This is a genomic window from Streptomyces sp. NPDC005799 (assembly GCF_040630525.1).
Classification (GTDB): Bacteria; Actinomycetota; Actinomycetes; order Streptomycetales; family Streptomycetaceae; genus Streptomyces; species Streptomyces griseorubiginosus_B.
In genome coordinates, this window is record NZ_JBEXXQ010000059.1 from 1 (window position 1) to 14,481 (window position 14,481).

14 protein-coding genes are annotated in these 14,481 nt (G+C 72.2%); 6 read left to right on the forward strand and 8 right to left on the reverse strand.

Annotated elements, in window-relative coordinates; translation table 11 throughout:
- Positions 1 to 97: 97 nt before the first annotated feature.
- Positions 98 to 943, reverse strand: a complete 846-nt coding sequence (locus tag ABZ453_RS40780) for a PaaX family transcriptional regulator C-terminal domain-containing protein (protein WP_359023446.1) — start codon at positions 941 to 943, stop codon at positions 98 to 100.
- Positions 944 to 1,072: 129 nt separating this feature from the next.
- A complete protein-coding gene (locus tag ABZ453_RS40785; protein WP_359023448.1) occupies positions 1,073 to 1,513 on the reverse strand; it encodes a DUF6299 family protein in 441 nt (146 codons plus the stop codon).
- A 229-nt stretch (positions 1,514 to 1,742) separates the two neighbouring features.
- Here ABZ453_RS40785 and ABZ453_RS40790 point away from each other — a divergent pair, with 229 nt between their 5' ends.
- Positions 1,743 to 1,937 (forward strand): DUF5999 family protein, encoded by a 195-nt coding sequence (locus ABZ453_RS40790; protein WP_133046072.1) that lies wholly within the window; start codon positions 1,743 to 1,745, stop codon positions 1,935 to 1,937.
- Positions 1,938 to 1,947: 10 nt separating this feature from the next.
- Here ABZ453_RS40790 and ABZ453_RS40795 read toward each other — a convergent pair whose 3' ends face one another.
- Entirely contained in the window at positions 1,948 to 2,346 is a 399-nt protein-coding gene (locus tag ABZ453_RS40795) for a RidA family protein (protein WP_359023450.1), read from the reverse strand.
- Positions 2,343 to 3,494, reverse strand: coding sequence for an acyl-CoA dehydrogenase family protein (locus ABZ453_RS40800; RefSeq protein ID WP_359023452.1), 1,152 nt, complete (start codon positions 3,492 to 3,494; stop codon positions 2,343 to 2,345). Before ABZ453_RS40800 ends, ABZ453_RS40795 begins: the two co-directional genes overlap by 4 nt.
- A 139-nt stretch (positions 3,495 to 3,633) precedes the next feature.
- Between ABZ453_RS40800 and ABZ453_RS40805 the strand changes: the two genes are divergently transcribed.
- Positions 3,634 to 5,226 carry an AMP-binding protein gene (locus tag ABZ453_RS40805; protein ID WP_359023454.1) on the forward strand — a complete coding sequence of 531 codons (1,593 nt, stop codon included), beginning with the start codon at positions 3,634 to 3,636 and terminating at the stop codon, positions 5,224 to 5,226.
- 15 nt (positions 5,227 to 5,241) lie between these two features.
- A complete protein-coding gene (locus ABZ453_RS40810; protein ID WP_359023456.1) occupies positions 5,242 to 6,063 on the forward strand; it encodes a PaaX family transcriptional regulator C-terminal domain-containing protein in 822 nt (273 codons plus the stop codon).
- Positions 6,064 to 6,094: 31 nt separating this feature from the next.
- On the opposite strand, the gene ABZ453_RS40815 is transcribed toward ABZ453_RS40810, so the two are convergent.
- Positions 6,095 to 8,380 carry a bifunctional salicylyl-CoA 5-hydroxylase/oxidoreductase gene (locus ABZ453_RS40815; protein ID WP_359023458.1) on the reverse strand — a complete coding sequence of 762 codons (2,286 nt, stop codon included), beginning with the start codon at positions 8,378 to 8,380 and terminating at the stop codon, positions 6,095 to 6,097.
- Positions 8,381 to 8,469: 89 nt separating this feature from the next.
- Positions 8,470 to 9,297, reverse strand: coding sequence for an enoyl-CoA hydratase family protein (locus ABZ453_RS40820; RefSeq protein ID WP_359023460.1), 828 nt, complete (start codon positions 9,295 to 9,297; stop codon positions 8,470 to 8,472).
- Positions 9,298 to 9,554: 257 nt separating this feature from the next.
- Here ABZ453_RS40820 and ABZ453_RS40825 point away from each other — a divergent pair, with 257 nt between their 5' ends.
- Positions 9,555 to 10,010 carry an ATP-binding protein gene (locus tag ABZ453_RS40825; RefSeq protein ID WP_359023462.1) on the forward strand — a complete coding sequence of 152 codons (456 nt, stop codon included), beginning with the start codon at positions 9,555 to 9,557 and terminating at the stop codon, positions 10,008 to 10,010.
- Between the two features lie 6 nt (positions 10,011 to 10,016).
- Here ABZ453_RS40825 and argF read toward each other — a convergent pair whose 3' ends face one another.
- A complete protein-coding gene (gene argF / locus ABZ453_RS40830) occupies positions 10,017 to 11,024 on the reverse strand; it encodes an ornithine carbamoyltransferase (protein WP_359023464.1) in 1,008 nt (335 codons plus the stop codon).
- An 80-nt stretch (positions 11,025 to 11,104) separates the two neighbouring features.
- Positions 11,105 to 12,328: an arginine deiminase gene (locus ABZ453_RS40835; RefSeq protein WP_359023466.1), complete on the reverse strand. Its 1,224-nt coding sequence runs from the start codon at positions 12,326 to 12,328 to the stop codon at positions 11,105 to 11,107.
- 130 nt (positions 12,329 to 12,458) lie between these two features.
- Here ABZ453_RS40835 and ABZ453_RS40840 point away from each other — a divergent pair, with 130 nt between their 5' ends.
- The gene (locus ABZ453_RS40840) at positions 12,459 to 13,562 is read left to right on the forward strand and encodes an SPFH domain-containing protein (RefSeq protein WP_359023468.1); all 1,104 of its coding nucleotides are present in this window, start codon (positions 12,459 to 12,461) and stop codon (positions 13,560 to 13,562) included.
- On the forward strand, positions 13,559 to 14,458 hold the full coding sequence (locus ABZ453_RS40845) for a hypothetical protein (RefSeq protein WP_359023470.1): 900 nt from the start codon (positions 13,559 to 13,561) through the stop codon (positions 14,456 to 14,458). Before ABZ453_RS40840 ends, ABZ453_RS40845 begins: the two co-directional genes overlap by 4 nt.
- The last annotated feature ends 23 nt before the right edge of the window (positions 14,459 to 14,481 follow it).

Genomic DNA, 14,481 nt, shown 5'->3' on the forward strand with positions numbered 1-14,481 from the left:
GCCGCACCGGCCGAGGCGGTCACCATCGTTCCCGCGTCCAGGACCGCCCCGACCAAGCGAAAATCCAAGGCCACCACTTAAAGCAGCGGCATTGGCCCTAGTCCTGCAGTTCCTCCCACCGCCGTCGGGCCCCCGTCGTCCAGTGGGCGTGCCGGTCGTGGAAGAGGGCGGTGGCCCTGGCGCCGCTCCAGCCGGGCGGGAGGAGTTCGGGCGGGAGGCGCGGGTCGAGGAAGGGGAAGCGGCGCCACTCGTGGACGAGCAGGGTCAGGGCGTGCAGCGTGGGGTCACCGGGTGCCGGGTGCAGGCCGGTGAACCCGTCGATGAACGCCTCGTACCGCTCCTCCACCTCGCTCAGGTCCCAGGCGCGGGCGACCATGGCCGCCTCACTGCCGAGGGCGCCGTAGGTGGCGGTGAAGGACAGGGCACCGTCGGCGAGCTGGAGTTCCTTGAGGACGGCGAGGGCCTCGGGCTCGCGGTGGGTGTGCGGGGTGATCCACACGCCCGGCTCCGGGGAGCCGAAGCCGGCCCAGCTGAGGCGGGTGCGCACGCGGTGGCGCAGGTCCCGCTTGGTCTCGGGGACCGAGACGAGGACGACGAGCCAGGTGCCGTCCCAGGCCCGCTCGCCGCTGCCGAAGTCGTAGATGCGCTGCGCGCCCTCGGTCAGCAGCCGCCGTCCGGGCGGGGTCAGCGCCCAGCGCACCCGGCGGCCCACCCGCTCCGAGGCCAGCCAGCCCTCGGCCGCCGTGCGGGCCAGCGCCTGACGGGCCGACTTCTCCTCGACGCCGAACAACGCCAGCGTCTCGACCAGCGCCGATGTCCATACGGGGCGGCCGCGCGGCAGGACGAACTCGCCGAGCACGGTCATCAGCAGCGAGCGCGCGCTGGTGTCACCGACCTCCCGGCGCCGGCTGACCACCGGCCGCGCGGACGCCTGCTTCGCCATGTGCCGCCACTCCCCTCCCGCCGATTGCATGCTCTGTACACACTATCTTGTCGGCACGCAACTCATCTGTTGAGTGTGGAGGGGCGTCGTGCCCGCGGTCCGTGGTCCCGCGGGCACGGCGGGCGGCGGTCAGCTCCGGGTCAGGGTGATGTCCTGGCGCTGCAGGGCGTGGAAGCGGGGCAGGGGCAGGCCGCCGATGGGGCGCAGTTCCATGACCGTGGCCTCGACGGTGGCCGCGCCAGGCTGGACGGGGTCCGGGGAGACCTTGCCGGTGTTCGCCCAGGCGTGCGTCATGCCGTCGCACACGGCACGGGTGCCGCCGATGCCGTGACGGACGGTCGAGGAGCCCTGGATCAGGGACGAGCTGACGAAGACCGGGCCGGTGTTGCCGAGACAACTGTAGGTGCCGGAGAGCGTGACGGTGCCGTCCGCGGCGATGGTGCCGGTCGGGTCGACGGTCACGGTCTCGTTCGGGTCCGCGCTCGCCGGTGCGGCGGTGGCGGCGAGCGGGAGCAGCGCGGCCGCGGCGGCGGCGAGGGCGAGGGCGGGGCGCAGGGAGAGCGCGGGCATCGGGAACCTCCTGAACGCGGGGCTTCCACTGGTACCGGGCGCGCGCGTGTGTTGCCGTGACCGTCACCCCTTCGGTGGCGAGTCCGCATCGACGGTCGTGGAACCGTCCGGGTGTTGTCCGCGTGTTGTCACGCTTCTCGTCCAGCCGTTCCGATGAGTTCGCGAGGGGAGCATGGTCTTGTTCACAGGGACCCGGACCGAGGGGTCCCGATCGACCTGGAGGTGCGCCATGTGTACACGTCGGCCCTCGTGCCCTGCCTCCGACGGCCACGCCCCGCACATCGTCGCCGCCCACCCCGAGCAGGGCTGGGCGCTGCTGTGCGACGGCGGGATCGTGTTCGACGACAGTGGTGAGCTGACCGCCGACGGCCGCGTCGTCGCGCCGCACCGGCTGCCCGCCGAGCGACTGGCCGTCGCCGCCTGACCGACTCCGCTCAGGGCAGCACGGCGAAACCGTCGAGCTCCACCTGTGCCTGGTCGTCCCAGAGGCGCACGACCTCCACGACCGCCATCGCCGGGTAGTCCCGTCCCGCCAACCGCCGCCAGATCCGCCCGAGTTCGGGGGCGTGGACGCGGTAGGCGGCGACGTCCGTGGCGTAGACGGTGACGCGGGCCAGGTCCGCGGGGGTGCCGCCGGCCGCGGTGAGCGCGGTCAGCAGATTGGTGAGCGCCTTCTCGAACTGGGCGGGGAGCGTGTCGCCGGTGACCTTGCCCTCGGTGTCCAGGGCGGTCTGGCCGGCCAGGAAGACCACGCGGGTGCCGGTGGCGACGACCGCGTGCGAGAAGCCGGTGGGCGGGGAGAGTTCGGGCGGGTTGACGCGCTCGGTGCTCACTGGCCTGCCTCCGGGGTTTCCGTCTCCGCGTCCAGCTCCTTGTACAACTCCTTGGCGATGATGCCGCGTTGGACCTCACTCGCGCCCTCGTAGACACGCGGGGCGCGCACCTCGCGGTACAGGTGCTCCAGCAGATGCCCGCGGCGCAGCGCCCGGGCGCCGTGCAACTGGACGGCCGTGTCGACGACTTGCTGCGCGGTCTCGGTGGCCAGCAGCTTGGCCATCGCCGCGCGCTTGGGGACGTCCGGGGCACCCTCGTCGTACGCCGTCGCCGCCGCGTACACCATGAGGCGGGCCGCGTCGGTGCGCAGGGCCAGTTCGGCGACCTGGTGCGCGACGGTCTGCAGATCCCGCAACTTGCCGCCGAAGGCGTCCCGTCGGGCGGTGTGCGCGAGGGTCGCGTCCAGCGCGGCCTGTGCCATGCCGACGGCGAAGGCCCCGACGCTGGGCCGGAAGAGGTTGAGGGTGCCCATCGCCACGCGGAAGCCGCGGTCGGCCTCGCCGAGCACGTCGTCCGCGGTCACGGGTACGGCGTCGAGGTCGAGGGCGCCGATGGGGTGCGGCGAGAGCATGTCGAGCGCGGTCCCGGTGAGTCCGGGGCGGTCTGCGGGGACCAGGAAGGCGGTCACCCCACGGGCGCCGGCGCCGGGGGTGGTGCGCGCGAAGACGGTGTAGAAGTCGGCCTCGGGGGCGTTGGAGATCCAGCACTTCTCCCCGGTCAGGCGCCAGCGGGCCGCTCCGTCCGGGTCCGCCCGCAGCGCCAGTGCCGCCGCGTCCGAGCCCGCGTTCGGCTCGCTCAGCGCGAACGCGGCCACCGCGGTGCCCTCGCTCACCCTCGGCAGCCAGCTCTCCCGCTGGGCGGGGCTGCCGTGGGCGTGCACGGGATGCGCGCCCAGGCCCTGCAGGGCGAGGGCCGTCTCCGCCTCCGTGCAGGAGTAGGCGAGGGACTCGCGCATCAGGCACAGGTCGAGCGCGCCGGAGGTGAACAGGCGGCCCAGCAGGCCGAGTCGGCCCAGTTCCTCGATCAGCGGGCGGTTGACGTGGCCGGGCTCGCCCTTCTCGGCGAGCGGGCGCAGCCGCTCCGCCGCCAGCGCACGCAGCCGCGCACACCAGGCGGTCTGTTCCGGTTCGAGTGAGAATGCGGGCATCGCCGGTCTCCTCTCCGCCGCGTCTCCCCCGACGTTATCGCGCTCTGTTGACTGCCGTCACCAACGCGATACGCTCGTTGCCGCGAGCCCACCACGACGCCCACCAACGGCGGCCCACAAGGCAAGGGGGCGAACCGCCATGATCGTCTCGGCGCACGTCGACACCTTCGCGCGCGACCACCTCCCGCCCCCCGACCAGTGGCCCGACCTCCGTTTCGAGCTGCCGGGGCTGCGGTACCCCGATCGGCTGAACTGCGCCGCCGAGCTCCTCGCCGGCCCGTCCGACGAGCGCCCGGTGTTCCACACGCCGGACGGCCCCACCTGGACGTACGGCGAGCTGCGCGCCCGCGTCGACCGGCTGGCGCACGTCCTCACCGACGAGCTCGGGGTCGTACCCGGCCATCGCGTGCTGCTGCGCGGGCCGACCACCCCGTGGCTCGCGGCGTGCTGGCTGGCGGTGCTGAAGGCCGGGGCGGTGGCGGTGACCGTGCTGGCGCAGCAGCGGCCGCACGAGCTGGCCGTGATATGTGACATGGCACTGGTCCGGCACGCCCTCTGCGACATCCGCTCCGTCGACGACCTCGCCAAGGCCGAGATACCCGGCCTGCGCATCACCACCTTCGGCGGCGACGCCCCCGACGACCTCCTGCGCCGCCCGGCGCCCGGCGCCCCCTATCCGGCCGTGGACACCGCGGCCGACGACGTCGCGCTGATCGCGTTCACCTCGGGCACCACGGGTCGCCCGAAAGGGTGCATGCACTTCCACCGGGATGTGCTCGCCATAGCGGACACCTTCTCGAAGCGGGTGCTCAAGCCCCGTGCCGACGACGTCTTCACGGGCAGCCCGCCGCTCGGCTTCACCTTCGGCCTCGGCGGACTGGTCGTCTTCCCGATGCGGGCGGGCGCGAGCGCGCTGCTGCTCGAACAGGCGCACCCCAAGCAGCTGCTGCCCGCCGTCGCCGACCACCGCGTCTCGGTCCTGTTCACCGCCCCGACCGCCTATCGCGCGATGCTGGACGACCTCGACGCCTATGACGTCTCGTCCCTGCGCCGCTGCGTCTCCGCCGGTGAGAACCTCCCGGCGGCCACCTGGCAGGCCTGGTACGAACGGACCGGGCTGCGGATCATCAACGGCATCGGCGCCACCGAGCTGCTGCACATCTTCATCTCCGCGGCCGACGACGACGTCCGGCCCGGGACGACCGGGGTGCCCGTGCCGGGCTGGGAGGCGCGCGTGCAGGACGCGGACGGCCGGCCCGTTCCCGACGGGGAGCCGGGACTGCTGGCCGTGCGCGGGCCGGTCGGCTGCCGCTACCTCGCCGATCCTCGCCAGCGCGACTACGTGCGTGACGGCTGGAACGTCACCGGCGACACCTATGTCCGGCAGCCGGACGGCTACTTCCGTTACGTCGCCCGGGCCGACGACATGATCATCTCGGCTGGGTACAACATCGCGGGGCCGGAGGTCGAGGACGCGTTGCTGCGTCACCCGGACGTGGTGGAGGCGGCGGTCGTGGGGCGGCCCGACGAGGCTCGCGGGCAGGTGGTCGTGGCCCATGTGGTCCTCAAGGAGGGCGCCGTACGGGACGCGGAGGCCCTGCGCGCCTTCGTCAAGGCGGAACTCGCGCCGTACAAGTGCCCGCGCGAGATCGTCTTCTCGGAGGCGCTGCCGCGCACGGCGACCGGGAAGCTCCAGAGGTTCCGTTTGCGCACCGATGGTGACCAGCAGTGATCACGAAGACCTAAGATGATCAACGTGTCCGACCAGCATGCACCGCGGTCTCTCATTGTCACGCTCTACGGCGCCTACGGCCGCTTCGTGCCGGGCCCGGTGCCCGTCGCGGAGCTGATCCGGCTGCTGGCCGCGGTCGGCGTGGACGCCCCCTCCGTCCGCTCCTCGGTGTCCCGTCTCAAACGCCGCGGACTGCTGCTGCCGGCCCGTACGGCCGAGGGCGCCGCGGGGTACGAACTCTCGCCGGACGCACGGCAGTTGCTTGAGGACGGCGACCGGCGCATCTACGCCACCGCGCCGCCCGAGGACGACGGCTGGGTGCTCGCGGTGTTCTCGGTGCCGGAGTCGGAGCGGCAGAAGCGGCATGTGCTGCGCTCACGGCTGGCCGGGCTCGGCTTCGGCACGGCGGCGCCGGGTGTGTGGATCGCCCCGGCCCGGCTGCACGAGGAGACACGGCACACATTGCGCCGGCTGCACCTGGACCCGTACGTGGACCTCTTCCGCGGTGAGCACCTGGGCTTCGCCGCGACCGTGGAGGCCGTCGCCCGCTGGTGGGACCTGGCCGCGATCGCCAAGGAGCACGAGGCGTTCCTCGACCGGCACGCGCCCGTGCTGCACACCTGGCGGGAGCGCGGGGACACCCCGCCCGAGGAGGCGTACCGCGACTATCTCCTCACCCTCGACAACTGGCGCCACCTCCCCTACACCGACCCCGGCCTGCCCGCCCGGCTCCTTCCCGAGGACTGGCCGGGCGTCCGCTCGGCCGCGGTCTTCCGGGAGCTGCACGAGCGGCTCAGGGACGCGGGGGCGGTGTTCGCGGGCGGAGGGCAGCCCTGAACGAACCGCACGGGCGTCGGCGCGATCGGCGTCAACTCCCCAGAGTGAGGCGGGGTTTCGGGGCGTCCGTACGGCCGGTCCGGGGGCGGCGGCTGCCCGCTCGGTACGGGGCCGGCCAGACGACGCCCGGGCCGTCGTAGCCCTGCTCGGCGGCCGCGTGCAGCGTCCAGTGCGGGTCGTAGAGGTGCGGGCGGGCGAGGGCGCACAGGTCCGCACGCCCGGCCAGGATCAGGGAGTTGACGTCGTCCCAGGAGGAGATCGCGCCGACCGCGATCACGGGGACACCGGTGGCGCGCCGGATCCGGTCCGCGTACGGCGTCTGGTACGACCGCCCGAACTCCGGCCGCTCCTCGGCGACGACCTGGCCGGTCGACACGTCGATCGCGTCGGCGCCGTGAGCGGCGAAGGCGCGGGCGATCTCGACGGCGTCCTCGGCGGTCGTCCCGCCGTCGGCCCAGTCGGTGGCGGAGATGCGGACCGTCATGGGCTTCTCCTCCGGCCACACGCCCCGGATCGCGTCGAAGACCTCCAGCGGGAAGCGGAGTCGTTTCTCCAGCGAGCCGCCGTAGCCGTCGGTGCGGCGGTTGGTGAGCGGGGAGAGGAAGCCGGAGAGCAAGTAGCCGTGGGCGCAGTGCAGTTCGAGGAGGTCGAAGCCGGCGCGCACGGCGCGCCAGGCGGCGGAGGTGAACTGCTCGCGGATGTCCGTGAGTTGAGCACGGGTCAGTTCGCGCGGGGTCTGGCTGTCCGGCTTGTACGGCAGCGGGGAGGGGGCGACGAGGGGCCAGTTGCCCTCGGGCAGCGGTTCGTCCATGCCCTCCCACATCAGCCTGGTCGAGCCCTTGCGGCCGGAGTGGCCGAGCTGCACGCCGATCGCGGTGCCGGGGGACCGGGTGTGCACGAAGTCGGTGATCCGCCGCCAGGAGTCGGCCTGCTTGCCGGTGTAGAGGCCGGCGCAGCCGGGGGTGATCCTGCCCTCCGCGCTGACGCACACCATCTCGGTCATCACCAGCCCGGCGCCGCCGAGGGCGCGGGCGCCGAGGTGGACGAGGTGGAAGTCGCCGGGGACTCCGTCGACCGCGGAGTACATGTCCATGGGCGAGACGACGACCCGGTTGCGCAGGGTCAGTCCGCGCAGTCGGAACGGGGTGAACATCGGCGGGGTGCCGGGCGGGCAGCCGAACTCGTCCTCCACGGAGCCGGTGAACCGGGCGTCGCGCAGCCGGAGGTTGTCATGGGTGACGCGGCGGCTGCGGGTGAGGAGGTTGAAGGCGAACTGGCGGGGCGGCTGGTCGAGGTAGAGACCGAGGTTCTCGAACCACTCCAGGCTGGCGCGGGCGGCGCGCTGGGTGGAGGCGACAACGGGTCTGCGCTCCTCCTCGTAGGCCGTGAGCGCCTTGTCGAGGGAAGGCTGTTCCTCCAGGCAGGCGGCGAGGGCGAGGGCGTCCTCGACGGCGAGCTTGGTGCCGGAGCCGATGGAGAAGTGGGCGGTGTGGGCGGCGTCGCCGAGCAGGACGACGTTGCCGTGGGACCAGCGCTCGTTGGTGACCGTGCGGAAGGTCGTCCAGGCCGACTTGTTGGAGCGCAGGGGGCGACCGTGGAGCGCCTCCGCGAAGATCTTGGCGCAGCGGTCGATGGATTCCGCCGTGTCGAGTTCCTCGAAGCCGGCGGCGCGCCAGACGTTCTCGTGCATCTCGACGATCACGGTGGAGGCGTCGCCGGAGTAGGGGTAGCCGTGCAGTTGCATCACGCCGTGTTCGGTCTCGGCGATCTCGAAGCGGAAGGCGTCGAAGGGGAAGTCGGTGGCCAGCCAGATGTAGCGGCAGTGGTGGCCGGTCACCCGGGGGCGGAACACATGGGCGTAAGTCTCGCGGGTGGTGCTGTTGACTCCGTCGGCGGCGACGACGAGGTCGTGGGTGCCGGACAGCCAGTCGGGGTAGGGGGCCTCGGAGCGGAAGCGGAGGTCCACGCCGAGGTTCCGGCAGCGGGTGTGCAGGATCTCCAGCAGGCCTTTCCGGCCGAGGGCGGCGAAGCCGTGTCCTCCGGAGGTGTGGCGGCTGCCGCGGTGGACGATGTCTATGTCGTCCCAGCGGGTGAAGTGTTGTTGGAGGGCCGCGTAGACCGGGGGGTCGGCGTGTTCGATGCCGCCGAGGGTCTCGTCGGAGAGGACGACTCCGAAGCCGAAGGTGTCGTCGGGGGCGTTGCGCTCCCAGACGGTCACTTCGCGGGCCTGGTCGAGCCGTTTCAGCAGGGTGGCGGCGTACAGTCCACCGGGGCCGCCACCGATGATCGCCACGCGGAGGGGGTGGCGTGGGTTCATCGCCGACTGCGGGTTTTGGGGGGCTGGTCGCGCCCACGCGGCGGTAGCCGCAATGTCGGCGCCGCCCCGCGCCCCTGAGGCCGGCATCTCTACCGCCCCTTCCACTTGGGAGGGCGCTTCTCCTTGAATGCCTGATGGAACTCCGCGTAGTCCTCGCCGTTCATCAGCAGGGCCTGGGTGGAGGCGTCCAGCTCGACCGAGGCCGCCAGGGGCATGTCCAGTTCGGCCGTCAGGAGCGCCTTCGTCTGGGCGTGTGCCAGGGCCGGGCCGTCGGCCAGTCGGCGGGCCAGGGACTGTGCCACCTCGTCCGCCGCACCCTCTTCCACCAGTTCGCTGATCAGGCCGATGCGCTCGGCCTCCGGGGCCCGTACCTGCTCGCCCAGCATCAGCAGCCGGGTCGCGTGGCCGAGCCCGACGACCCTGGGCAGCAGATAGGCCGCCCCCATGTCACCGCCGGACAGCCCGACCCGGGTGAAGAGGAACGCGAACCGGGTGGTGGGGTCGGCCACCCGGAAGTCCGCCGCCAGGGCCAGGACCGCGCCGGCGCCCGCCGCCACTCCGTGCAGCGCCGCGATCACGGGGAAGGGGCACTCCCGTACGGCCCGCACGACCTGGCCCGTCATGCGGTTGAAGTCCAGCAGTTGGGCCGTGTCCATGGACAGCGTGGCGCCGATGATGTCGTCGACGTCGCCGCCGGAGCAGAAGCCGCGGCCCTCCCCGGCCAGGACCAGGGCGCGGACGGAGCGCTCACGGGACAGCTCGGCGAGCAGATCGCGCAGGTCGGCGTAGGCGCCGAAGGTGAGCGCGTTGAGTTTCTCGGGGCGGGCCAGGGTGACGGTCGCGACCCCGTCGGTGAGCTCGACGCGCAGGTGCCGCCAGTCGGCGGTGCGGGCGGCGGAGCCGGTGAAGGGACTCATGCGGTGCGGCCTCCTCGGACGGTGGCGCGGACACATCTCGAAGTTATCACTCATTCGTGACTGTCGTCACGGACGCAATATAGACATGTCACCGCTCGTCAATAGAGCGGTAACAGGAGGAGCACCCGCGCGAGGCAAGCCGTTTCCAGGGGTAAGCCGCCCGTCAACGGGGCCGAAGGTCCCCCGCGGTGCCCGCCGGACGTCTCTGACGGGCGGCGCCGTACCATTCATCAGGTTGAAAGCAGGACAGCCTGCTCATGAACGGATCCGCCTTGCACGAACCCCCATCGGCCTCCGCCGCCTCCTGGCGCATCGCGCTGCCGCACTCCGCCGCGGCCGTGCCCGTGGCCCGCGCCCTGGTGCGCACGGCGCTGGCCGAGCTGGAGCACGGGGCCGACAGCGACACGGCGGAGCTGCTGACGGCGGAACTGGTCGCGAACGCGGTGGAGCACACCGCCGGGGACTCCCCCATAGAGCTCGTGGTGGAGCTGCTGCCGGGCGGCTGCCAGGTCGAGGTGCACGACCCGGACCCGGCGCCGCCGGGTGATCTGACCAGGCCGAACGGGGACGAGCCCGACCCCTGGCAGGAACACGGGCGCGGGCTGCTGCTGATCCGCGCGCTCAGCTCGTCCTGCGGACACCGCCCGACGGACTCCGGGAAGGCCGTGTGGTTCCGGCTGCCGTCGGTGCCCCCGCAGCGGCGCCCGGTCTGACCGCCCTCAGGCCAGCGTGGCCACCAGGATCGCCTTGATGGTGTGCAGACGGTTCTCCGCCTCGTCGAAGACGACCGAGAAGGGGGACTCGAACACCTCGTCCGTGACCTCCAGCGAATCGAGGCCGTGGGTCTCGTGTATCTCCCGGCCGACCTTGGTGCCGAGGTCGTGGAAGGCCGGGAGGCAGTGCAGGAACCGGACGTCCGGGTTGCCGGTGGCGCGCAGGACGTCCATGGTCACCGCGTAGGGGCCGAGGGCGGTGATCCGCTCGTCCCAGACCTCCTTGGGCTCGCCCATGGAGACCCAGACGTCGGTGGCGACGAAGTCGGCGCCCAGCACGCCTTCGCCCACGGACTCGGTGAGCGTGATCCGGGCCCCACTGGTCTCAGCCAGCTCGTGCGCGCGGTCGACGATCTCCTGGGCCGGCCAGTACGCCTTCGGGGCCACGATCCGGACGTCCATGCCGAGCAGGGCGCCGGTGACCAGGTAGGAGTTGCCCATGTTGAAGCGGGCGTCGCCGAGGTAGGCGAAGGAGATCCGCTCGACCGGCTTGGCTGTGTGCTCGGTCATGGTCAGCACGTCCGCCAGCATCTGGGTGGGGTGCCAGTCGTCGGTGAGGCCGTTGAAGACGGGGACACCGGCGTGGGCGGCGAGTTCCTCGACCTTCTGCTGGCTGTCGCCGCGGTACTCGATCCCGTCGTACATCCGGCCGAGTACGCGCGCGGTGTCCTTGACCGACTCCTTGTGCCCGATCTGCGAGCCGGAGGGGTCGAGGTAGGTGGTCGAGGCACCCTGGTCGGCGGCGGCGACCTCGAACGCGCAGCGGGTGCGCGTCGAGGTCTTCTCGAAGATCAGCGCGATGTTCCTGCCGCTCAGGTACCGCTGCTCGGTCCCGGCCTTCTTCGCGGCCTTCAGCTCGGCGGCCAGCTCGATCAGGCCGAGGAACTCCTCCCTCGTGAAGTCGAGCTCCTTGAGGAAGTGGCGCCCGGCGAGGGCGGTCGGGACGGTCGCCATGGGGCGCTCCAGAGATACGGGAACAACGGACCCTGGAAGTCTATACGAGGTTTAGCATTTATATGCACATGCGTGTGCGCTCATACGGCCGCCCGTTCGACCGGACAGCTCATACAGCGCGGCCCGCCCCGGCCCCGGCCGAGCTCGCTGCCCGGGATCTCGATGACCTCGATGCCCTGCTTGCGCAGATGGGTGTTGGTGGTGGCGTTGCGCTCGTAGGCGACGACGACACCGGGCTCGACGGCGAGGACGTTGCAGCCGTCGTCCCACTGCTCGCGCTCGGCGGCGTGCACGTCCTGGGTGGCGGTCAGCACGCGGATCTCACTGAGGCCCAGGGCGGCGGCGATCGCGCGGTGCATGTGCTCCGGCGGATGGTCGGTGACCTTGAGCTCCTTCTCGCCGACGCCCGGTTCGATGGTGTACGAGCGGAGCATGCCGAGGCCCGCGTACTGGGTGAAGGTGTCGCCGTCGACCATCGTCATCACGGTGTCGAGGTGCATGAAGGCGCGCCGCTTCGGCATGTCGAGGGCCACGATCGTCTGCGCGGAGCCGGCCGCGAACAGCTTGTGCGCGAGCATCTCCACGGCCTGCGGGGTGGTCCGCTCGCTCATGCCGATCAGGACGGCGCCGTTGCCGATCACCAGGACGTCCCCGCCCTCGATGGTGGACGGGTAGTCGGACTGCCCCTCGGACCAGACGCGGAACGTTTCGTCACAGAAGAGGGGGTGGTGGCGGTAGATCGCCTCGAAGTGGACGGTCTCGCGCTGCCGGGCGGGCCAGCGCATGGCGTTGACGGCGACGCCGTCGTAGATCCAGGCGGAGGTGTCGCGGGTGAAGAGGTGGTTGGGCAGCGGCGCCAGCAGGAACTCGTCGAGGTCCATGACATGGAAGCGGACCGAGGTCGGCTCCGGGTGCGCGTCCAGGAACTCGCGCTTGGTCATGCCGCCGACCAGCGCCGCGGCGAGCTCCGGCGCGGGGAGGGTCTCGAAGGCGGCCCTGAGGTGGTCGGTGGCGAGGACGCCGTACTCCTTCTCGTCGAAGACCCGGTCCAGGACGAGGGTGCGGGCCGCCGGGACCTGCAGGGCCTCGGTGAGCAGGTCGCCGAAGAGATGGACGGTGACCCCGCGGTCGCGCAGCACGTCGGCGAAGCCGTCGTGTTCGGCGCGCGCCCGGCGCACCCACAGCACGTCGTCGAAGAGAAGGGCGTCCTTGTTGCTGGGGGTGAGCCTTTTGAGCTCCAGATCCGGCCGGTGCAGGATGACGCGGCGCAGCCGCCCGGCCTCGGAGTCGACATGGAATCCCATGCCTCCATCCTGACCATCGAGCGGCCTCTTGACCCGTGGCTCGGCGGTTTCTTCGGTTACTTGTTCTCGTCCTCTTGACGATAAGCGGTCCCCAGGATTATCGTCTAAGAGACGAAAAGAAGGGGGTCCGATGGCCGACATCACTCGGCGCCTGGGCTGGCGCCATCTCCGGGGCGCGCCGACGGCGCACATCCGGCACCACCGGGGCGGCAAGCTGCTGCACGACGGGCCGGGGCTCAGCTTCTGGTTCCGCGCGCTGACCGCGGCCCTGTCCGAAGTGCCGGTCGACGACCGGGAGTTGGCGATGACCTTCCATGCCCGTACGTCCGACTTCCAGGACGTCGCGGTGCAGGCGACGGTGACCTACCGGATCAGCGACCCGGCGCTCGCCGCGGCCCGACTGGACTTCTCGGTCGACCCCGACACGGGCGTGTGGCGCGGGACACCGCTGGAGCAGCTCGGCACCCTCCTGACCGAGACGGCACAGCAGCACGCGTTGGACGTCCTCGCCCGTACGTCACTGTCGTCGGCGCTGGTCGACGGGGTGACGGCGGTGCGGGAGCGGGTCGCGGCGGGCCTCACGGCCGAACCCCGTCTCCCGGCGACCGGCGTCGAGGTGGTCGCCGTGCGCGTCGTCGCGCTGCGTCCGGAGCCGGAGGTGGAGCGGGCGCTGCGCACCCCCGCCCGCGAGCAGATCCAGCAGGAGGCGGACCGGGCGACGTACGAGCGGCGAGCGGTTGCCGTCGAGCGGGAGCGGGCGATCGCCGAGAACGAACTGGCCAGCCAGATCGAACTCGCCCGCCGCGAGGAGCAGTTGGTCGAGCAGCGCGGCACGAACGCCCGGCGGGAGGCGGAGGAGCACGCGGCGGCGGACTCGGTACGGGCCCAGGCCGAGGCGGCGCGCACGGTGAAGCTGGCGGAGGCGGAGGCCGAGCGGTCCGTGCGGCTGGCGGACGCCGAGGCGCGGCGGACCGAGCGGCTCGCGGAGGCGGAGGCGGTCCGGTCCCTGCGGCTGGCCCGCGCGGAGGCCGAGGGAGCGCGCGAGGTCGGTGAGTCCCGGGCACAGGCCCAGGCCGCCTGGCTGCGGGTGCACGGTGAGGTGGACCTCGCGACCCTGCACGCCCTCACCGGGACACGGCTCGCGGAGAACCTGCCGAACATCGACAGCGTGACGATCACGCCGGACGTGCTGACGGGGTTGCTGGCCAGGCTGGCCCACGGGGGCCCGGTGTGAGCCTCGCGCCGCGCGTCGTCCTCGTCCATCGCACCACGGAGTACGAGGAGTTGGTGGCCCACCACGGCACCCACGGGCAGGCCGCCTTCTTCCTCTCCTCCCGGGGCCGGGACATCGAGGAGGTCGCCGAACGGCACCGCCGCACCCGCCGGGCGCTGGCCGACGTCACCGCGGCGATCCCGCTGACCTGGCGTCAGAGCAGGGTGGAGCGGGCCGACCTGGACCGCTTCCTGTTCGGGCCGGAGGACGTCGTGGTGGTCGTCGGCCAGGACGGACTGGTGGCGAACGCCGCCAAGTACCTCGCCGGACAGCCGGTGATCGGCATCGACGCCGACCCCGGGCGCAACCCGGGCGTGCTGGTACGGCACCGGCCCACCGACGCGGCCGCCCTGCTGCCCGCCGCGCACGCGTCCGGCACCGGCGTCGACGAGCTGACGATGGTCGAGGCGGTCGCCGACGACACACAGCGCCTGGTCGCGCTGAACGAGATCTACCTGGGCGCCGCCGGACACCAGACGGCCAGATACCGCCTGGGCCTCGAGAACGACGGGGGTGTCGTCGAGGCCCAGGCTTCGTCCGGGGTGCTGGTGGGGACGGGGACCGGGGCGACGGGCTGGCTCCGCTCGGTGTGGCAGGAGCGGGGAGCCGCGCTGGAACTGCCCCGCCCCACCGAGGACCGCCTGCTGTGGTTCGTCCGCGAGGCCTGGCCCTCCCCCGCCACCGGCACGACCCTCGTCGCCGGCACCCTCTCCAGCACCGCCCGCCTCCATCTCACCGTCGAGTCCGAACGCCTGATCGCCTTCGGGGACGGGATGGAGACGGACGCCCTGGAACTGACGTGGGGGCAGTCGGTGCGGGTGGGGGTGTGCGCGGAGCGGCTGCGGCTGGTCGGCTAGGACCGGTCCGGCTCCGGCACCCC